Source organism: Streptosporangium nanhuense (assembly GCF_059358815.1).
The window spans coordinates 153,582-173,026 of the sequence record NZ_JCADBG010000002.1; the positions used below are offsets into that span (position 1 = coordinate 153,582).

17 protein-coding genes are annotated in these 19,445 nt (G+C 71.8%); 10 read left to right on the top strand and 7 right to left on the bottom strand.

The window, feature by feature from the left end:
* Window positions 1-169: 169 nt before the first annotated feature.
* From sucB to AC5L38_RS05590, 3 genes are all read right to left on the bottom strand, one after another.
* A complete protein-coding gene (sucB, locus tag AC5L38_RS05580; protein WP_495241672.1) occupies window positions 170-1,687 on the bottom strand; it encodes a 2-oxoglutarate dehydrogenase, E2 component, dihydrolipoamide succinyltransferase in 1,518 nt (505 codons plus the stop codon).
* A 38-nt stretch (window positions 1,688-1,725) separates the two neighbouring features.
* Entirely contained in the window at window positions 1,726-3,105 is a 1,380-nt protein-coding gene (lpdA, locus tag AC5L38_RS05585) for a dihydrolipoyl dehydrogenase (RefSeq protein ID WP_495241673.1), read from the bottom strand.
* Between the two features lie 207 nt (window positions 3,106-3,312).
* Window positions 3,313-4,812 carry a leucyl aminopeptidase gene (locus AC5L38_RS05590; RefSeq protein WP_495241674.1) on the bottom strand — a complete coding sequence of 500 codons (1,500 nt, stop codon included), beginning with the start codon at window positions 4,810-4,812 and terminating at the stop codon, window positions 3,313-3,315.
* Between the two features lie 139 nt (window positions 4,813-4,951).
* Between AC5L38_RS05590 and AC5L38_RS05595 the strand changes: the two genes are divergently transcribed.
* The 3 genes from AC5L38_RS05595 to AC5L38_RS05605 are packed head-to-tail and all read left to right on the top strand — an operon-like array spanning window position 4,952 to window position 7,294.
* Window positions 4,952-5,287, top strand: a complete 336-nt coding sequence (locus AC5L38_RS05595) for a GntR family transcriptional regulator (protein WP_329092738.1) — start codon at window positions 4,952-4,954, stop codon at window positions 5,285-5,287.
* Window positions 5,284-6,321 (top strand): DUF1648 domain-containing protein, encoded by a 1,038-nt coding sequence (locus AC5L38_RS05600; protein ID WP_495241675.1) that lies wholly within the window; start codon window positions 5,284-5,286, stop codon window positions 6,319-6,321. The genes AC5L38_RS05595 and AC5L38_RS05600 overlap by 4 nt, the downstream gene beginning before the upstream one ends.
* Before the next feature lie 52 nt (window positions 6,322-6,373).
* The gene (locus AC5L38_RS05605) at window positions 6,374-7,294 is read left to right on the top strand and encodes a CPBP family intramembrane glutamic endopeptidase (RefSeq protein WP_495241676.1); all 921 of its coding nucleotides are present in this window, start codon (window positions 6,374-6,376) and stop codon (window positions 7,292-7,294) included.
* Window positions 7,295-7,378: 84 nt separating this feature from the next.
* Here AC5L38_RS05605 and AC5L38_RS05610 read toward each other — a convergent pair whose 3' ends face one another.
* Together AC5L38_RS05610 and AC5L38_RS05615 are read right to left on the bottom strand one after the other, a co-directional pair.
* Window positions 7,379-8,338, bottom strand: a complete 960-nt coding sequence (locus AC5L38_RS05610; RefSeq protein ID WP_495241677.1) for an adenosylcobinamide-GDP ribazoletransferase — start codon at window positions 8,336-8,338, stop codon at window positions 7,379-7,381.
* A 236-nt stretch (window positions 8,339-8,574) separates the two neighbouring features.
* A complete protein-coding gene (locus AC5L38_RS05615; RefSeq protein ID WP_495241678.1) occupies window positions 8,575-9,753 on the bottom strand; it encodes a bifunctional adenosylcobinamide kinase/adenosylcobinamide-phosphate guanylyltransferase in 1,179 nt (392 codons plus the stop codon).
* 256 nt (window positions 9,754-10,009) lie between these two features.
* On the opposite strand from AC5L38_RS05615, the gene AC5L38_RS05620 reads away from it, so the two are divergent.
* On the top strand, window positions 10,010-10,216 hold the full coding sequence (locus AC5L38_RS05620) for a hypothetical protein (protein ID WP_362836278.1): 207 nt from the start codon (window positions 10,010-10,012) through the stop codon (window positions 10,214-10,216).
* 162 nt (window positions 10,217-10,378) lie between these two features.
* On the opposite strand, the gene AC5L38_RS05625 is transcribed toward AC5L38_RS05620, so the two are convergent.
* On the bottom strand, window positions 10,379-11,377 hold the full coding sequence (locus tag AC5L38_RS05625) for an aldo/keto reductase family protein (RefSeq protein ID WP_495241679.1): 999 nt from the start codon (window positions 11,375-11,377) through the stop codon (window positions 10,379-10,381).
* Between the two features lie 55 nt (window positions 11,378-11,432).
* Here AC5L38_RS05625 and AC5L38_RS05630 point away from each other — a divergent pair, with 55 nt between their 5' ends.
* The gene (locus tag AC5L38_RS05630) at window positions 11,433-12,791 is read left to right on the top strand and encodes an SMI1/KNR4 family protein (protein WP_495241680.1); all 1,359 of its coding nucleotides are present in this window, start codon (window positions 11,433-11,435) and stop codon (window positions 12,789-12,791) included.
* Window positions 12,792-13,082: 291 nt separating this feature from the next.
* On the opposite strand, the gene AC5L38_RS05635 is transcribed toward AC5L38_RS05630, so the two are convergent.
* The gene (locus tag AC5L38_RS05635; RefSeq protein ID WP_389914343.1) at window positions 13,083-13,691 is read right to left on the bottom strand and encodes a DUF3043 domain-containing protein; all 609 of its coding nucleotides are present in this window, start codon (window positions 13,689-13,691) and stop codon (window positions 13,083-13,085) included.
* 145 nt (window positions 13,692-13,836) lie between these two features.
* On the opposite strand from AC5L38_RS05635, the gene AC5L38_RS05640 reads away from it, so the two are divergent.
* The 5 genes from AC5L38_RS05640 to AC5L38_RS05660 all read left to right on the top strand — a co-directional run bounded on the left by AC5L38_RS05640 (window position 13,837) and on the right by AC5L38_RS05660 (window position 19,444).
* Entirely contained in the window at window positions 13,837-14,673 is an 837-nt protein-coding gene (locus AC5L38_RS05640; RefSeq protein WP_495241681.1) for a PspA/IM30 family protein, read from the top strand.
* Complete coding sequence (pspAA, locus tag AC5L38_RS05645) at window positions 14,670-14,948, top strand: PspA-associated protein PspAA (protein ID WP_344746177.1); 279 nt, start codon at window positions 14,670-14,672, stop codon at window positions 14,946-14,948. The genes AC5L38_RS05640 and pspAA overlap by 4 nt, the downstream gene beginning before the upstream one ends.
* A gap of 9 nt (window positions 14,949-14,957) precedes the next feature.
* The gene (gene htpX, locus AC5L38_RS05650) at window positions 14,958-15,863 is read left to right on the top strand and encodes a zinc metalloprotease HtpX (RefSeq protein ID WP_495241682.1); all 906 of its coding nucleotides are present in this window, start codon (window positions 14,958-14,960) and stop codon (window positions 15,861-15,863) included.
* Between the two features lie 118 nt (window positions 15,864-15,981).
* Window positions 15,982-16,596 (top strand): PspA-associated protein PspAB, encoded by a 615-nt coding sequence (pspAB, locus tag AC5L38_RS05655; protein WP_495241683.1) that lies wholly within the window; start codon window positions 15,982-15,984, stop codon window positions 16,594-16,596.
* A 196-nt stretch (window positions 16,597-16,792) separates the two neighbouring features.
* Window positions 16,793-19,444: a serine/threonine protein kinase gene (locus tag AC5L38_RS05660; protein ID WP_495241684.1), complete on the top strand. Its 2,652-nt coding sequence runs from the start codon at window positions 16,793-16,795 to the stop codon at window positions 19,442-19,444.
* The last annotated feature ends 1 nt before the right edge of the window (window position 19,445 follow it).

A 19,445-nucleotide genomic window follows, 5' to 3' on the forward strand; every position in this document is an offset into this window, starting at 1 on the left:
CGGACGCCCAGCGGATTCGCGTCACGCCGCGGCCTCTCGGGGGCCGCCCCCGAGGCGGGGGACCGCCCGTTCCCGGAGGAGCCCTGAGGGAGCCCCGGGGAGCCTCGGGGAGAACGGGCCGGGCCGGCCCGCGACGTCGCGGACCGGCCCGGTGGGAGAGAACGGGTGACTAGCCGTGCAGGCCCAGCTGGTTCTCGAAACGGCCGTCCTCGAGGCGACGCTTGATCGTCGTCAGGAAGCGGGCGGCGTCGGCGCCGTCGACCAGGCGGTGGTCGTAGCTGAGCGCCAGGTACATCATCGAGCGGACCGCGATGACCTCGCCCTCGGGGGTGTCCAGGACCACCGGGCGCTTGACGACGGCACCGGTGCCCAGCATGCCGACCTGCGGCTGGTTGAGGATCGGGGTGTCGAACAGCGCGCCACGGCTGCCGGTGTTGGTCAGCGTGAACGTGCCGCCGGTGATCTCGTCCGGGCTCACCTTGTTGGTGCGGGTGCGCTCGGCGAGGTCGGCGATCTTACGGGCCAGCCCGGCGATGTTGAGGTCGCCCGCGTCCTTGATCACCGGGACGAGCAGGCCGCGCTCGGTGTCCGTCGCGAAACCGAGGTGCTCGGTGTCGAAGTAGGTGACCTCGTTGGTCTCGCTGTTGATCGTGGCGTTCAGCTTCGGGTGCTGCTTGAGCGCCTCGATCGTGGCGAGGGCGAAGAACGGCGTGAACGTGAGCTTGACGCCCTCGCGCCGCTGGAACTCGGCCTTCGCCTGGTCGCGCAGCCGCGCGATCTTGGTGACGTCGACCTCGACCACGCTGGTGAGCTGGGCCGAGACCTGCAGCGACTCGACCATGCGCTTGGCGATGGTCTGGCGCAGCCGCGACATCTTCTCGGTGCGCCCGCGCAGCGTGGTGTCGACCACGACCGGCTCGGGGGCCTGCGGGGCAGACGCCTGGGCCGGGGCCTGGGCGGCGGCCTGCGGGGCCTGCGCCTGGGGCTGGGGCTGGGCGGCGGCACGCTCGCGCTGGTCGCGGGCGGCCTCCAGCACGTCCTGCTTGCGGATGCGCCCGCCGACACCGGTGCCGGTCAGCGAGTCGAGGTCCACGCCGTGCTCACCGGCGAGCTTGCGCACCAGCGGGGTGACGTACGGGCTGTCGCCCGACGGCTGCGCGGCGGGCTCGGACGCCGCGATCGGCGACGGCGGCGCGGACTGGGAGGACTGGACGGTCTGCGGGGCCTGCGCCTGCTGCTGCGGGGCCTGGGCCTGCTGCTGCGGGGCGGGCGCCTGCTGCGCGGGGGCCTGCTGCTGAGGGGCGGGGGCCTGCGCGGGGGCCTGCTGCTGCGGGGCGGGCTGCGGGATCGAGGAGGCCGGCTGCGCCTGCTGCTGCTGAGGGGCGGGCTCGGGCTCGGGCTCCGGCTCGGGGGCCTTCTCCTGGGCCGGCGCGGCGGCGCCCTCGGTGCCGTTCTCGTCGATGACGGCGAGCTCGGCGCCGACCTCGACGGTCTCGTCCTCGGCCACCACGATCTTCGTGAGGATGCCCGCCGCGGGGGAGGGGATCTCGGTGTCGACCTTGTCGGTGGAGACTTCGAGAAGCGGCTCGTCGGCCTCGACGCGCTCGCCCTCCTTCTTCAGCCAACGGGTGACGGTGCCCTCCGTGACGCTCTCACCGAGCTGGGGCATCTGTACGGACTTCGGCATGGGTTGTCTTCTCTCGCGTTCCGAGTGGAGGGCTTGCGTTAGTTGTGGACGTGGAGCGGCTTGCCGGCCAGCGCCAGCATCGCCTCGCCGACGGCCTCGGACTGGGTGGGGTGCGCGTGGATGAGCTGCGCGACCTCGGAGGGCAGGGCCTCCCAGTTGTAGATCAGCTGACCCTCGGTCACCAGCTCGCCGATGCGGCGGCCGACCATGTGCACGCCGAGCACCGGGCCGTCCTTCGCCGCGATGATCTTGACGGCGCCCTGCGTCTGCAGGATCTGGCTCTTGGGGTTGCCCGCGAGGTCGTAGGTCAGCTCGACGACCTCGTGGCCGCGCTCCCTGGCCTGGGCGGAGGTGATGCCCACCGAGGCGACCTCGGGGTCGGAGTAGGTGATCCTGGGCACGCCGTCGTAGTCGATCGGCACGGGGTTCAGGCCGGCGATGTGCTCGGCCACCAGGATGCCCTCGGCGAAGCCCGCGTGCGCGAGCTGCAGGGTCGGGATGAGGTCGCCGACCGCGTACACGCCCGGCACGCTGGTCTGGCAGAACTCGTTCACCGTGACGGTGCCGCGCTCGATCGCGACGCCCGCCTCCTCGAAGCCCATGCCCGCGGAGACCGCGCCGCGGCCGACCGCGACGAGCAGCAGCTCGGCGTCGAGGGTCTTGCCGTTGGCCAGGCTGACGACCACGCCGGTGTCGGTGGTCTTGACGCCCTCGAAGAAGACGCCCAGCTCCTGCTTGATGCCGCGGCGGCGGAAGGAGCGCTCCAGCAGCTTGGAGCTGGACTCCTCCTCCAGGGGCAGCAGGTGCGGCAGGCCCTCGACGATCGTCACCTCGGCGCCGAAGGAGCGCCAGACGCTGGCGAACTCCACGCCGATGACGCCGCCGCCCAGGACGACCACCGAGGTCGGCACCCGGTCGAGCTTGAGCGCGTGCTCGCTGGTGATGACCCGCTCGCCGTCGATCTCCAGCCCCGGAAGGGACCTGGGCGCGGAGCCGGTCGCCAGCACGATGTTGCGGCCCTCGTAGACGTCGGAGCCCACCGACACCCGGTTCGGGCCCGCGAGACGGCCCTCACCCTCGATGATCGTGATGCCCTTGCTCTTGAGAAGGCCCTGCACGCCCTTCCAGGCGCGAGTGACGATCTTGTCCTTGAACGCGTGGACCGCGGGCACGTCGATGCCCTCGAAGCGGGCCTTGACGCCGTAGGTCGCGCTCTCCCGCGTCTCGTCGGCGACCTCCGCGGAGTGCAGAAGCGCCTTGGTGGGAATGCACCCGCGGTGCAGACACGTACCGCCGATCTTGTCCCTCTCGATCAGCGCGACCGTCTTGCCCAGCTCGGCCGCCCGCAGAGCGCAGGCATACCCACCGCTACCGCCACCTAGGACGACGATGTCGTAGGGGCCGCTGCCATCAGCCACAGGAAAGCTCCTTGTCGGATCGGAATACCGTTTTCACGGTCGCGCCCCTCGCCGTGTCCTGGTCGGCCGCGCGGATCCTCGATCGCATCCACGCCGCCACCGGACCCGGTTCGGCGCCGTGCCGGTGCCCGCCCTTGGCCTGACCCCGGCAACCGCATCTTTTCATTTGTCTAGGTCGCCTGTGACCCGCTTGCGCGGCGACGACGGTTACCGCGCGGGCTCGCCCGCGTGGCGCTCGGCCAGGCCCACGAGCGTCCGGGTGATCGCCCCGGTGCCGCCCTTCGGCGTGTAACCGTGGGGCTCGCCCTTGTTGAAGGCGGGACCGGCCATGTCAATGTGTGCCCAACGGACCCCGTCCGGCACGAATTCCCGCAGGAAGATGGCGGCCGTCAGCATCCCGCCGAAACGCTCGGGGTGCAGGTTGGCGATGTCGGCCACCGGGGAGTCGAGACCCTTGCGGAGCTCGTCGGGCAGGGGCATGGGCCACGCGGCCTCGCCCTGCTCGCCCGCCGTCGCCACGATCTCCGCGCGGAGATCGTCGTCGTTGCCCATGACGCCCGCCGTCCGCCAGCCCAGCGCGACGATCTGCGCGCCGGTGAGCGTGGCGACGTCGACGATCACGTCGGGGTCGTCCTGCCCGGCGCGGGCGATGCCGTCGATCAGGACCAGGCGGCCCTCGGCGTCGGTGTCGAGCACCTCGACGGTCTTGCCCGCGAAGCTGGTGAACACGTCGGAGGGGCGCTGCGCGGTGCCGCTCGGCATGTTCTCGGCCAGGCAGAGGTAGCCGACCGCGTTGACCTTCAGGCCCAGCCTGGCGATCGCCAGGAGCGCGCCGAAGACCGCCCCCGCGCCACCCATGTCCGACTTCATCCAGTCCATCGAGGCCGTCGGCTTCAGCGACAGGCCGCCGGAGTCGAAGGTGATGCCCTTGCCGACGTACGCGAGCTTCTTGGTGGCCTCGGGGTGGCTGTAGGAGAGGCGGACCAGCCGGGGCGGGTTGGCCGACCCCTGGCCGACGGCGACGATGCCGCCGTAGCCGCCCTCCCTGAGCGCCTTCTCGTCCAGGACCTCCACCGACAGGCCGGCCTCGCCGCCCACCTGCTCGGCGATCTCGGCGAAGCGGGCCGGCCACAGGTCCGACGGCGGGGTGTTGACCAGGTCGCGGACCAGCGAGACGGACTCGGCCAGGGTGGCGGCGCGGTCGATCGCGGCCTGGGCGCCCTCGGCGTCGGTCAGCACGGCCAGCTCCGAGACCGGGGAGCTCTGCTCTCCCACGGTGCGGTACTTGGTGAACGAGTAGGCGCCGAGAAGGCCGCCCAGGGCGGCGGCGCCGGCGTGCTCCGCGCTCGCGGCGGGCAGGGCCAGCGCCACCCGGCCGGTGCCGGCCAGGGCGCGGACCGCGGTGCCCGCGGCGCGGCGCAGGACCTCGGCGTCGTAGCCGTCAGAAGGGGCGTCGCCGAGACCGACGACGACCAGCAGGGGCGCGGTCAGCGCGCCGAAGGTGGGGATCTTGGAGACCTCGCCCGGCTTACCCTTGGCGCCCACGCTCGCGAGCGTGGCGGCGAGCCTGCCGCCGAGCGCCTGGTCGAGGCCCTCGGCCCCGGGAGCGGGAAGCGGTCCGTCCGGTCCGGCGTGGACGCCGACGACCAGCGCGTCGGTATCGAACGAGACAGCGTTGTCAGTTGGAGTAAGCCGCACAGTGGTCACATAGGCCGATGCTAGTCGGGCTGGCGCAGTACGCATAAACGAGGGTTCGTCCTACGAATCGTTCAACCTCGATGGTGCCATTCGGGGTAGCACCATTGAAGGTGATGGTGCTAATGTCACTAGCACTATGTTGCTTACCTTGGATCTGAACGATCCCCGGCCGCTGCACGAGCAGGTCGCCGAGGCGATCAGACGCGCCGTCGCCGAGGGTTCGTACGCTCCGGGAGACCGGCTCCCGCCGGCCCGCGACCTGGCCGCCGCGCTGGGCATCAACGCCAACACGGTGCTGCGCGCCCTGCGGGACCTGCGCGACGAAGGGGTGCTGGAGTTCCGCCGGGGCCGGGGCGTGAGCGTCCTCAGCCGCCCGAACCCGCGCAGCGTCATCGAGGAGAAGCTGCGCGCCCTGCTCGACGAGGCGGTCCAGTACGGCTACCGCCACGACGACGTCATCGAGCTCATCAGGGAACTGTCATGACCGGGCGGGGAGCCCGGTCCTTGGAAGGGGTGACCGACGTGGGTTTCCAGGCCCGATTCCTGTCCATCGCCGCCGGCTGGGTCACGCTGGTGACCGCCGTGATGATCGCCGCGCCGCTGGCGCTGCGAGACCGGCTGCCCGATCCGATCGCCACGCACTGGGGATCCTCCGGCGCCCCCGACAACTCGATGCCGTTCGTCGCCTCGCTGCTGTTCCAGGTGGGCCTGTGGGTCCTGCTGACGGGCGGGGCGTCGGTGTTCGCGCTCGCCAGCGCCACGCTGCTCAGGCGCAGGGCCAACCGCATGGGGCTCGGCGCCCTGCTGGGCGGGCTCGGCCTGTTCCTCCTGGGGCTGCAGGCGGTCACGCTGAGGGCCAACCTCGACGTGCCCGACTGGGAGCGGGCCGCCGGGCTGGGCTGGGACGCGCTGCTCGCGATCGCGGGGCTGCTGCTGGGCGGCTGGCTCGGAGCCCTCGCCGCCCGTCCGGGACCCGACGACCGTCCCGAGCCCTCCGCCCTCCCCACCCGGCGGCTCCCGCTCCATCCGGGCCAGCGCGCGGTGTGGGTCTCCTCCGTGAGCAACGGCATGCTCGTCGCGCTCGGCGGCTCCCTCCTGGCCGCGGGCCTGGGGTTCGCCGTGCTCGCCCTGGTCGGCGGCGAGGGCGCGCTGTGGCTCCCGGCGGTGATCATGTCTCTTGTGGGCCTGCTGGGGGCGACCTTCAGCTCGGTGCGGGTGCAGATCACCGAGGAGGGCGTCGTGATCTTCTTCGGGCCGTTCCGCCTGCCCCGCAGGCACATCCCGATCGAGCGGGTGGAGCGGGCCTGGTCGGAGGAGCGCTTCCCGGCCGGTGTCGGAGGCTGGGGCTTCAGAGGACTGCCAGGCGCTATGACGGTCATGATCCGTGGGGGTGAGTGCCTCGTGGTGGGTTACGTCTCCGGTGGCCGCCTGGCCGTCTCGATCGACGACGCGGAGAACGGGGCCGCCCTGCTGAACACCCTCGTCGACCGGGCGTCCACCGGCCCGTCCGCCCGCTGACCCCCGGCCCTTCTTCCACTCCTCCCGCGTCCAAGCCCCTGAAGGCGGTGTCATGCTTCGTCGATCCCCTGATCTGTGGTTGTTCCTGCTCGTCGCGTTTGGTCTGTCCTGGTTGTTCGCCCTTCCCCTCTGGCTGTCGGACACGCCGACCGGCACGTTCACGTTCACGGTGATCGGGTTGGCGATGATGTTCACCCCGACGCTCGGAGTCCTCGCCGTCCGGCTGTACGCCAGGCGGCTCGGGGACCCCTCGACCGGGCGCGAGTGGGCCGTGCGGACGGGGTTGTCGGCCGGAGGGAGCCGGGGCCGTGTGTTCGCGCTGGTCGCGCTGGCCTGGCTCGGCATCCCCGTGCTGGTCGTCGTCGCGATCGCGCTCAGTGCCGTCCTCGGCCTGCTCTCCGTCGACCTGGGGGAGTTCAGCATGTTCCGCGAGACCCTGGTGGCGACACCGGGCGGGCCGCCCCCGGTGGAGGCCGGGGTTCTGGTGGCCGTGCAGATCGCGTCGATGCTCCTGGTCGCCCCGCTGATCAACTCGGTCGCGGCATTCGGTGAGGAATGGGGATGGCGAGGCTGGCTGCTGCCGCGCCTGATGCCGCTCGGCACCCGGTGGGCGCTCCTGCTGTCCGGGGTGATCTGGGGGCTCTGGCACTTCCCGCTGACCCTGCGTGGATACAACTACCCCGAGCTGGGGGCGTGGGCGGCGCCGATGTTCATCGTCTTCTGCGTGGCCTTCGGTGCCCTGCTCGGCTGGCTCCGTCTCCACTCGGGAAGCGTCTGGCCCGCGGTCGTCGGGCACGGATCACTGAACTCCTCGACGGGCCTGATGCTGCTCGTCGGCGACGCGGCCGACCCGCCGGTGTTCGCCGTCGCGGGGATCACGAGCCTGGTCGGCTCCGTGCTGCTGGCAGTGGTCTCCGCGCTGCTGTTCAAGTACCGGCCGGTCGAGCGGCCGGTCCCGGTCGCCGTCACCTGAGATCCCGGCTGACCCGGGTGGGGGCCGCGTGAGATCCCTGACGAAAAAGGTCCCCAGGGCACTCGGGGCCGGGCCCGGGAGAGGTCAGTTCGCGAGAATCGTGCAGGCCAGCAGGGTCGTCGCGGTGGCGATCTCGACGAGGGCGCCGAGCACGTCGCCGGTGACGCCGCCGAGCCGCCGCACGGCCCTGCGCCGTACGGCCCAGGCTGCCAGCAGCCCCGCGAGCATGGCCAAGGGGAGACCCAAGGGCGCGAGGAACGGCCCCAGGCCCGATGCGAGACCCGCACCGGGGGTGCCCGCCCCGAGGAGGTCGCCGACTTCGGAATGGGTCATGTCCACGTAGGCCACGTAGCCCCATCCGCCGGAGGACCCGGAGGACCACAGGTCGAGGACGCCGATGCCGTGGACGTAGACCAGCGCCGCCGTTCCCGCGAGCACCAGCGCGGTCACGGCCACCGCGACGCTCCGCCGCACGGTGCCCGCGACCATCGCGCCGAGGCCGTCGGGGCGCGCCGGCGGAATGCCCGCGCGGCAGGCCCAGGTGAGGGCGAGCCGTCCGGCCGCGCAGGCCGCGATCAGGGTGAGCGCTCCCGCTCCCGCACCCGCACCGGTGACGGCTTCTTGCAGGGCCGCCACCTGGACCAGCAGGACGAGGATCAGGGTCACCACGCCGAAGGGGCCGATGTCCGACCGCTTCATGATCTCCAGCGCCCGCTCGGCGGGTTTCCCGCTGCCCAGCCCGTCGGCGAGGTCGGCCAGCCCGTCCAGGTGCAACCCCCGGGTGAGCAGTGCCACGACGGCCACGGCCAGCACCGACGCCGGAAGCGATGTCGTCCCCAGCCACATGGAGATCACCAGCACCAGCCCGCCGGCGGCCCCGATCACGGCCCCCACCAGCGGGGCCACCGTCATCGCGATCCCGCCCGCCCGGCGGTCGATCACTCCGGGACGGACCGGGAACACGCTCAGCGTGCCGATCGCGAGACGCACCCCGTCGGCGAACGTGGACGGGCCGTCCTGGGACGGGGGGGAGGGCTCGGACATGACCGACGATCGTAGCCGTCGGCCTGTCCGGTGTCGTGGCCGCGTACGTTCACCGGATCCGGCGGTGCGAGCTCGGGGACGGACCCTGCCCGGAGCCGTCCCGAAGACCCGGTGAAGAGGCACCGGGCCCGGTGCCAACGCCCCGGATCATCGAAACGGCGGGGGGATCGGTCGCCGAGCCGGGTGATCCGGTTCCCCGGCTCCCGCCGGGGACGATCGAAACGGGCGTGGGGCGATCAGCCGGGGAGGGGGAGGAGGCGGCCGGCGACGACGAGGGCGACGTCCTCCGACTCCAGGGCGAGGCGCTGGTTCAGCCGGCCGAGGGTGTCCCGGAACATCCGGCCGCTGGCGGTACCGGGCACCACGCCGAGCCCGACCTCGTCGGAGACCGCCACGACCCGGACCCGGGTCTGTCTCCAGGCCGCCACCAGATCGTCACAACGTGCCGCGACCGCGTTCCTGCCGTCCCTGCTGTCCCTGCCGTCCTCGCGGGTGGAGCCGTCGCCGCCCGGCCAGGCGTCGCACTCGTCGAAGACGGCGGCCACCCAGGTGCCGAGCCCGTCGATCAGCAGCGGGGTGTCGGCGGACCGCAGCAGCCCGGCCAGGTCGGCGGTCTCGGCGGTCTTCCAGTGGGCGGGCCTGCGGTCGCGGTGCGCCCGGACCCGGCGCAGCCACTCGGGGTCGCCGTCGCCGGACGGGCCCGTCGCGACGTAGAGCACCTCGGGTTCGGCCGCCAGCCGCAGTTCGGCCTCCGCCGACTTGCCCGACCGGCTCCCCCCGAGCAGAAGGGTCCTCCTGGGCGGAGGGAGCCGGGCGGGCGGGGGCTCGCCGATGTCGACGATCGTGTCGTCCGGTACGACGCGCACCCCCCACAGCGCGGCCCGCCGGGCCAGTTCCGCCTCCGTGGGGACCCGGTGGTCGAGGCCGACGGCCACCACGTGCGTCCGTTCACCGACCAGGCCTCGCCGGCGCAGGTCACCGAGCCGTTCCGGCCGGTCCAGCACGTCCATCAGCACCAGGTCCAACGCCTCTCCCGCACCGCCACCGCTGCCCTCCGCCCGTGCGCCCCGCTCGTCACGCGGAGATTCGCCGTCTAGAGGCTCGCCGTACGGAGATTCGCCGTACGGAGGCTCGCCGTACGAAGGAGAGGTGGCGTGGAGAACGCGCCGGCCGCCGGGGGTGGTGACGGTGAGGCCGTCCGGGCCGGCCGAGACGTGGTAGCCGGGCGGAGGCGGGCCGGACAGCGGCAGCCGCGCGAGACCGCCGGGCGCCACGGAGCCGTCACGTGCCACCTGGACGTCCAGTGCCACGGAGACGGGACGGCGGCCTGGCGTGACACGGGCGCAGGAGGCGCACCCGCAGTCAGGGGCCGGCCACCCGCCCGCGCTCGCCGTACCGGAGATCAAGATCTTCACGCCCGGTTTCCTATCAGGTCGGGGAGGTCGGGGAGGTCGGGGAGGTCGGGGAACCGGTCGAGAGGCCGCGCGCCCCCGTCTCCGGGTGGGAGCGGACGGCCGCGGCGGCGTGCCCGGGGTGCCCGGGGTGCCGGAAACGTCCCGGAGGCGGAACACGAGGTCATGATCTCGCCTTCATGCCCGGGAGTGTCCGGGAGAGGTAGTGTTCGCTGAGCCGCCGAGGGCACCGGCAGGACCCGCGAGAAGGAGCTATGGCATGACGTGGCGCTGGCGTTACGAAAACGCGAATGGTGGCGAGGTGGTCGAGGGTGTTTCGCCGTCCGACACGTTCCCGAGCCAGGCGGACGCCGAGTCGTGGCTCGGTGAAAGCTGGCGTGAGCTGCTGGAGTCCGGAGTCGAGAAGGTCACCCTGCTCGAAGGCGAGCGCGTCGAGTACGAGGGGATGTCGCTGCGCCCGGAGTGAACCCGGGCGAACGGAGAACCCCCCGGCCCCTCGAACCCTCCCCGGGAAACCGGGAAACCGGGGGATCGAGGGGCCGGGGGGTTCTTTCCCGTTCCGCGCACGAAGCACGAACGCGAGGAGCCCGGTCAACGCCTCGGGCGTTCACCGTGACCGGTCACCGGGCTACGGACGCCGCTCGGGGCTCACGGTCTTGGCCGGGTCGCGCTCGACGATCGGGCCGAGGATGTCGTCGATCTTCTTCAGTACCTCGGACTCCAGCTTCACCCCGGAGGCCTTGACGTTGTCGCGGACCTGCTCGGGCCTGCTGGCCCCGACGATGGCCGAGGACACGTTGGGGTTCTGCAGCACCCAGGCCACCGCGAGCTGGGCCATGGACAGGCCGAGGTCGGCGGCGACCGGCTCCAGCTGCTGGACGCGGGTGAGCACGTCGTCCTTGAGCATGCGGGAGATGAAGTTGCCCCCGCTCGGGTCGGTGGCCCGGGAACCGGCGGGGGGCGGCTGCCCCGGCCGGTACTTACCGGTGAGCACGCCCTGGGCGATGGGAGAGAAGACGACCTGGCCGATGCCCTCCTTCTCGCTCAGCGGCACGACCTCGGCCTCGATGACCCTCCACAGCATGGAGTACTGAGGCTGGTTGGAGACCAGGCGGTCGAAGCCCATCTCGTCGGCGATCTTCAGTGCCCGGCCGATCTGCTCGGCGGTCCACTCGCTGACACCGATGTAGAGGACCTTGCCCTGGCGTACGAGATCGTCGAAGGTCTTGAGGGTCTCCTCGAGCGGCGTCTCGTTGTCGAAGCGGTGTGCCTGGTACAGGTCGACGTAGTCGGTCTGCAGACGGCGCAGCGAGCCGTGCAGGGACTCGGTGATGTGCTTGCGCGACAGTCCCCGGTCGTTGGGGCCGGGGCCGGTCGGCCAGTAGACCTTGGTGAAGATCTCCAGGGACTCGCGGCGAACCCCCGCGAGAGCGCGGCCGAGAACCTCCTCCGCCTTGGTGCCCGCGTACACGTCGGCGGTGTCGAAGGTGGTGATCCCCTCGTCGAGTGCCGCTCGCACGCACTGCTTGGCGGCGTCCTCCTCTACCTGGGAGCCGTGTGTGATCCAGTTGCCGTAGCTGATCTCGCTGACCATGAGACCGCTGCGGCCAAGGTGGCGGAATTCCATGTTCCGAGGTTAGTAGGCGTCATATTTCGTGGCGATTCGGGATAGCCTGCCGGGCGTGTTGCGGTTGATCACTTCTCGGCGGGTACGACTCGCGCTTGCCACGGTGGCGCTGGCGGCGGCCGTCGTGGCGGTCACCCGCCTGTGGCGGCGGGCCGAGGACCGCCGGACCGCTCTTCCGGCCGGGGGATCCCGAAACGCCCTCCCGGCCGTGAGGTCAGGGGAGGCCGGGCCGCTGGGGCCGGGCTCCGGAGCCGGGCACACGCCGCGATGGCCCCCCGCACCCATCCTCGGCACCCCCACGGAGGAGGACCTCAGGAGATACGCGGCCAGGGAGCCCTCCGCCGTCAGGTCCGCCGTCGAGAGGATGTTCGAGCGAGGGCCGCGGACGCCGCGAGAGCCGCTGGACAGGGCCACCCGAGGCCGCCTGGTCCGCTGGGGTGCCGTGGGGATCGGGCTGTGCCTGCTCGCCTTCGGCACGCAGGCGCTGGAGAGCGCGGTCTTCTCGAACGGGACGGAGACGGCCGAGGCGACCGGTTCCCGGAGCGAGGGCGAGGAGTGCGGGCCGGAACCGCTCACCCCGCCGGAGCCGGGATCGCACTACCCGGCCTATACGGAAGGGGAGCTCCGGCTCGTCCGATGCGGGGACGCGAAGGAGTTCCAGCAGCTCGAACGGCTGTATTCCAACACGGATCAATATCCCCAAGCGGCGGATCCCACCCGGCCCTACGAGACCCCGGTCCCGTACGAGAGCGCCGTGACTCCCGCGACCCCCGTGACGGTTCCCGATCCCGACTGTCACCCGCGGGCGCGGACCCCGCGAGTGCGCGCGGTCGACCCGAGGGTGACCCGGGCGGTGAACCGCCAGTGGCGCCGCATCGAGAGGTGGCTGGCGGCCAACGCCCCCGCGAGCCTGCGCACGCTGGGCAGGCCCGCCAGGGCCGGTACGATCGCCGTCGCCGAGGCGCAGATGGGACTGCGCCTCCCCGACGACCTGCGCGCCTCCCTGCTGCGCCACGACGGGGCCTCCGTCGTGGCCGGCACCCTGCCGTTCGGGTTCCTCGGCCACGGGAACCAGGGGGTCCGCGAGATCCGTGACACCTGGCGGTGGCTGTGCGAAGTGGACGGCGAGGTCAGGGGTGGCGCCGGCGCGCGGGCGGAGTCGTGGGACGGGCGGATGATCCCGTTCGGTGCCGACGGGAGCGGCGACCACCTGGTGATCGACTCCGTGGTGCGCGACGTCGGCACCACCGACCACGAGGGCACGATGAGTTTCGCGACCGGCGGCACCCGGATCGGCTCGTACTACCGCCTGCTGCGGGCGACGGCGGACGCCATGGAGACCGGCGGCTCCGTCGGCCACTGGGAACCGGCGGTCGTCGGCGGCGAGCTGGACTGGAACGTCGTCGAGGGGTGACCGCCGTCCGGGGCGACGCTCCCGCGGTCCGTCCGGGGAGCGGGGCGGTCGTCCGGAGGTGAGGCCGGGGCGCGAGCGGGCTCGCCGCCGGGGAGACTCAGGGCTCGCCGCGGGGGACACGAGCGACCTCGCGAAGAACGCCGGCCTCACGAAGAACGCCGCCTCGCGGAGAACGCGGAGAACGCGAAGAAGAGACGAAAGAACGCGGAGAAGAGACGAAGAACCCCGCCCCTCGTGGAGGGAGCGGGGTTCCTGAACGTGCTCGGGCGCGGTGTCTGCCGGACGCCGCCGTCAGTTCTTCGGCGGGACCGGCCTGCCGCCGGGCAGCACGGCGGGCGGGGGGAAGCGCAGCTTGCGGATCTGCAGCGCGCGCATGGCGGCGTAGAAGCCGACGCCCCTCAAGTTCTCGTTGGGGAACTTCTCGGCGGTCAGCTTCTTCACCTTCCAGGACACCCAGATCGAGGTGAGGAGCACACCGACCATCATGAGCGGCCAGCCGACCGTGATCACCGCGACGTAGACGTAACCGCGGATGTCCGCCGGGAAGGGGATCCAGGTGAGCAGCAGGATGAGGAGGGAGAACGGCAGGAAGTACTGGCTGGCGAGACGACGGGAGTCGACCCAGTCACGCGCGAACTTCCTGGCGGGTCCCTTGTCGCGGGCGGGGAAGTAACGTTCGTCGCCGCGCAGCATGCCCTCGCGTGCCTTGACCCGTTCGCTGGCCTGGCGTTCGCGGAGGTTCTTGTAGGCCTCTTTGCGGTTCTGGGGGGCGTTCACCGGCTGCCGGCGACGGCCTTCGGCGTCCCGTCGCTTGGGTGTGGGACGCCCCTTGCCCGCAGGCTTAGGATCGTTAGCGGAGACGGGGGAGTCGTCCGCGGTGGTCTGGGTACGTCGGAACACAACGTCAGCCTACCGGGACTGCAACTTAGTGACGCCCCCGCGCGTTATGCGTAGGGTGAACCCTATGGTGGCTCCGGTGCTTTTCGGGGGCTGGACTCACTAGGGGTGACCCGAAGCGCATTGAAGAAGGGGACGGCCGACGCGCATGAGCGTGATGAAGAGACTTTCGCTGATCTTCAGGTCCAAGGCGAACAACGCGTTGGACAAGATGGAAGATCCTCGCGAGACCCTGGACTACTCGTATCAGCGCCAGCTGGAGTTGTTGCAGAAGGTGCGCCGGGGCGTGGCGGACGTCGCCACCTCGCGCAAGCGCGTGGAGCTCCAGATCAACCAGATCGAGGCGCAGTCGCGCAAGCTCGAGGAGCAGGGCCGCAAGGCGCTCGGAGTCGGCCGCGAGGATCTCGCTCGCGAGGCGCTGACCCGCCGTGGCAGCCTGCAGACCCAGATCGCCGACCTCCGCGTGCAGCACGACAACCTGCAGGCCGAGGAGGAGAAGCTCACCACCGCCTCCCACCGGCTGCAGGCCAAGGTCGACTCCTTCCGTACGCGGAAGGAGACGATCAAGGCGACCTACACCGCCGCCGAGGCGCAGACGCGGATCAACGAGGCCTTCTCCGGCATCTCCGAGGAGATGGGCGACGTCGGCCTGGCGATCCAGCGGGCCGAGGACAAGACGGCCTCCATGCAGGCCCGCGCGGGTGCCATCGACGAGCTGCTGGCCAGCGGCGCGCTCGACGACTTCAGCGGGCAGCGCGGCGACGACATCCAGGCCGAGCTCGACCGCATGGGCGGCGGGAACGACGTGGAGCTGGAGATCGCGCGGATGAAGGCCGAGCTCGGCCAGGGCCCCGCGCCGCAGGGCGCGATCACGCCCGGCCCGGCCCAGCCCCAGCAGCAGCCCCAGCCGCCGCAGCAGCCGCACCACGAGCACCCGCAGTCCAACCAGACGCAGCAGCTGCGCCAGCCGGGGGAGGGCCTGTGATCGTCCGCATCATGGGGGAGGGGCAGATCGACATCGCCCCCGCAGACCTCGACGTGCTGAACACGCTGGACGCCGAGCTGGAGGCCGCCATCGAGGCCGGCGAGGAGGAGGCCTTCCGGGTGCGGCTGCACGCCCTGCTCGACAAGGTCCGCCACGTCGGCAAGGCGCTGCCCGACGACAGCCTGGAGTCCTCGGAGCTGATTTTGCCTCCGGCCGACGCATCCATGGACGAAGTACGGGAGATGCTCGGCAATGAGGGGCTGATTCCCGGCTAGCTTGGGCATATGGCACAAACCCGGTTCGCCCCGGACCGGGGCCTGACCAGGCGCATGGTGCTCACCATGTTCCTGCTCGGACTGCTCTACGTGGTCTTCGTGGCCGTGTTGATCACGTTGGGCGTCCGGGCCGTCGTGGTGCTGCTGATCGCCGGTGGCATCCTGCTCGTGCAGTACTTCATGTCCGATCGCATCGCGCTGTTCGCGATGCACGGACGTGTCGTCTCCCCGCAGGAGGCCCCGGAGTTGCACGGCATGATCGACAGGTTGTGCGCACTGGCCGACATGCCCAAGCCGCGGGTGGCGATCGCCGACTCGGACGTCCCGAACGCGTTCGCCACCGGCCGCAACCAGAAGAACTCCGTGGTCTGCGTGACCACGGGGTTGCTGCGCCGCGTCGACGGCGGCGAGCTCGAGGGCGTGCTGGCCCACGAGATGTCCCACGTGGCCCACCGTGACGTCGCGGTCATGACGATCGCGTCCTTCCTCGGCATCGTCGCCGGGCTGATGACCAGGGTCGCGCTCTACAGCGGCCTGGGCGGGCGCGGGCGCGACGACAGGGGCGGTCTGCCGATCGGCCTGATCATCCTGCTCGTCTCTGCCCTGGTGTACGCGGTCAGCTTCCTGCTCACCCGCGCCCTGTCGCGCTACCGCGAGCTGGCCGCCGACCGTGCGGGGGCCCTGCTCACCCAGCGTCCCTCCGCCCTGGCCAGCGCCCTCGTCAAGATCAGCGGTGAGATGGCCCGCATCCCGACGAAGGACCTGCGCGAGGCCGAGCCGTTCAACGCCTTCTTCTTCGCACCGGCCCTGTCCGGCAAGGCCGGGCTGGCCGCGCTCTTCGCGACCCACCCGCCGCTGGAACGGCGCCTGGAGCAGCTCGGCAGGATCTCCGCCCAGCTCGGGCAGGGCGGGTGACCGGACGGGGCGGACGGGCGCGGACAGGCGGCAGGGGACGGAGGGGCGCGGCGCGTACCTCCGGCGGGTGGGCGACGGGGGCTCCGGGCGGCGGAGAGGTTCGAGGGGGAGTGATCCGATGCGCTGGTGGGACGCGTTGATGGGGCGGAGCGAACCGGCCAGGGCCGACCTGGACGCGCTGTTCGCGCTGCCCTCGGCCGCGGTGACCCTGCAGGCCGCCACCGATCTGGCGCCGACGGGAGTGGGGGCGGTCTGCTTCCGCTCGGCCGAGGGCGGGGCCTTCGCCGAGCTGGAGCGCGACGTCACCCAGCTGCTGGACGCCGGAGGCGGCCCCCCGGTGGAGGTGTCGAAGGACTCCTACGGCTACACGTGGCTGCTGGTACGCCGTGCCCCCGACATGCTCGGTGACCTGGTGACGGATCTGCACGCGGTCAACTCCTCCCTCGAGGCGGCGGGTTTCGGCCCCTCCCTGCTCTGCTCCCTGGTCTCCTTCGCCGCCCCCGACGGTCGCGCGCTCGCCCTGGTGTACCTCTACAAGCAGGGCACCTTCTACCCGTTCGCCCCGCTGCCCGCCGGACGTGCGGGAAGCCAGGCCGGTGGGCAGGCCGGTGGGCAGGCACAGCGCCGGGACAACGCGCTGGAGCTGCAGGTACGCGGCGCGATCGGCGGCGAGCTGGAGATCGAGCCTGATCTGGGCCGCTGGTTCCCCCTCTGGGGCGCGCCCGGCCTCTGAGAGGCGCCCGGTCCTGGATGCGCCCGGTCTCGGACAGGTCATCCGCCAAGCCCGTCCCGCAAGGACTTTCCACGCGATTCGCGAGATCATCTGGAACGCGCCATCGTGGCTGTCCGGCTTGCGGTTTGATGTACGTCCTGTGACCCTTTGCCCTCACAATGGGACCGGAAATCCATCACGGGAGAAGGGGGTGACCATGGCGGACCTCGCGTCCCTGCGGCCCGGGGATCCCGAGCACGTGCGGGAGTACCGGCTCACCGCCAGGCTCGGCGAGGGAGGCCAGGGAACGGTCTACCTGGGCGTTTCCCCGACGGGGGCACGCGTCGCGGTCAAGTTGCTCCGCGCGGATCTCACGCAGGACGAGGAGGCGATGGAGCGCTTCGTCCGCGAGGTCAGCACGACCCAGCGGGTCGCGCCCTTCTGCACCGCCGCGGTGATCGACACCGGGGTCGACCGGCATCGCCCGTACATCATCAGCGAGTACATCGACGGCCCGACGCTCGACGCGGTCGTGGAGACCGAGGGGCCGCGCGAGGGGGCGAGCCTGCACCGCCTGGCGATCGGCACGGTCACCGCGCTCGTCGCCATCCACCAGGCGGGGATCGTGCACCGCGACTTCAAGCCTTCCAACGTGCTGCTGGCCCCCGACGGCCCCCGGGTGATCGACTTCGGCATCGCCAAGGCGCTCGACCGGACCTCCACGCTGACCGCGATGGCGATCGGCACCCCTTCGTACATGACCCCCGAGCAACTGGCCGGGGAGAACGCGGGCTCGCCCGCGGACATGTTCGCGTGGGGCTGCACGATGGTCTTCGCGGCCACCGGACAGCCGCCGTTCGGTACGGACAGCCTTCCGGCGATCTTCAACCGGATCATGAACATGGAGCCGGACCTGGGGGCGATCACCGATCCGGCGCTGCGCGACCTGGTCGGGCAGTGCCTGTCCAAGGACGCCGCCCAGCGGCCCGCCGCGGGTGAGGCGCTGCTGCGGCTGCTCGGCCACGCGGGCGGCCCTGGTGGCGCGGGTGGCGCGACCGGTGCCGCGACGCCCACCGCGCCGCGCGGCATCCTCGCCGAGGGCTCGGCCGCCGCGGCGCAGCAGACCGGCCCGAGCTCGGGCGGGAACGACCCCGGGAACCCCGGGGACACCGTGTACGGGCAGCGACGCCCAGACGACGACCGTGCCCGGTGGGACCACCGGCAGGACTCCGGGCCGCAGCCGTATCCCCAGCAGCCGCATCCCCAGCAGCGGTTCGCCCAGCAGGGCGGGCCCGGCGAGGGCTACCCGGCGCAGGGCCCGCAGGGCGGTCCCGCCGGTTACGCCCAGCACCATCCCCAGCAGTCGGACCCGCGCGGTCAGGCCCCGCACCTCCAGCAGTCGGACCCCGGTGGTTACGCGCCGCATCCCCAGCAGTCGGACCCGCGTGGCCAGGCTCCGCACTCGTGGCAGCCGGACTCCCGTGGCCACGCCCAGAGCCCCGAGCACGCTTCGCAGCCGGACCCGCGCGGTCACGCCCAGCAGTCCTGGCCCCACGGTTCCCCGCAGCAGGGGCCGCCTTCCACGCGGTCCTTGCCCGGCGGGTATCCCGGCCCCGACGGCTACGCGGGCGGCTTCCCCCCGCAGGGCCCCGGGTACCAGCAGCCGGGATATCCGGGACATCCAGGCCACCCCGGGTCCCAGCCCCACGGCGGCCCCGCGACCTACCCCTCCTCCTCCCCGGAGGGCGCCCCGTACCGGAACCCCGGCGCGCCGGCGTACCCGGGACAGGCGGCCCCCGCCCGGAGCGGGCGCCGGGTGTGGCCGGCGGTCGTGGGAGGCGTGCTGGTCACCGCCCTCGTGGCCGGGGGCGTCGTGCTGGCGCTGCGCGGCACCACCCCCGACACGCCGGGGACCACCCGGGCGGACACCACGCCGGCCGCGCGCACCCCCGCTCCCGCCGCCCCGACGGTGCCGGAGGCCGACAGCACGATCAAGCTGCCCGGCAGCTCGCTCACGCTCCACGAGAGCGACCAGGACCCGATCAAGCTGAGCTCCTACAGCCTCGACTGGGACAAGACCCTCTACGTCCGCGAGCAGGGCGGCGAGCGGTTCGTCAAGAACGGCAAGTACTTCCAGTACACGGTCAACGCCGAGGGCACCCAGGCGCTGGGCACCGACCGGATGTACGACGCGCAGAGCTACGCGATTGTGTCGATCGTCGATCATCGATCCGGCGCGGCGAGTAGGATCAGGATCACCAAGGCGCCGGTCTACCCGACGCTGCCGCAGTGGTCGCCGGACGGCAGACGCGGCCTGGTGACCCTCTACGAGGCGGTCGGCGACATCAGCAAGGAGTACGGCTTCGCGATCATCGACGTCGCCACGAAGAAGGCGAAGGTCGTCCGCGTGAAGGAGAAGGACGCCGGCAAGTGGAGCTATTTCTGGCGGGGCGACGGCCGGGCCGTCGGCACCTGGGCGCTCACCGGCAAGACCCAGCGCATCCGCTTCTACGACACGCAGGGCACCGTGCTGCAGACCCTGCTGGACGTGGGCACCCCGATCACGGTCGAGGGCGACGACATCTCCCCGTCCGGCTCGTCCCTGCTGACGTACTGCAAGGAGAGCAAGAAGGAGATCTGCGTCTGGTCCACCGGCTCCGACGCCCCGGCGAAGGTGCGGATCCCGTTCGAGACGGAGCGGCTCATCGGCTGGTACGACGACGAGCACATCGCGGGCTGGCGGCGAAAGGGCTCCGGCTACGAGGCGGTGGTGTTCGACTTCAAGGGGAAGGTGCAGCGGTTGCTGGCCACCAGCACCGATGCCAAGGAGTACGAAAAGCAGTTCATGCGCTTCACGCGAGAGGGTTGAC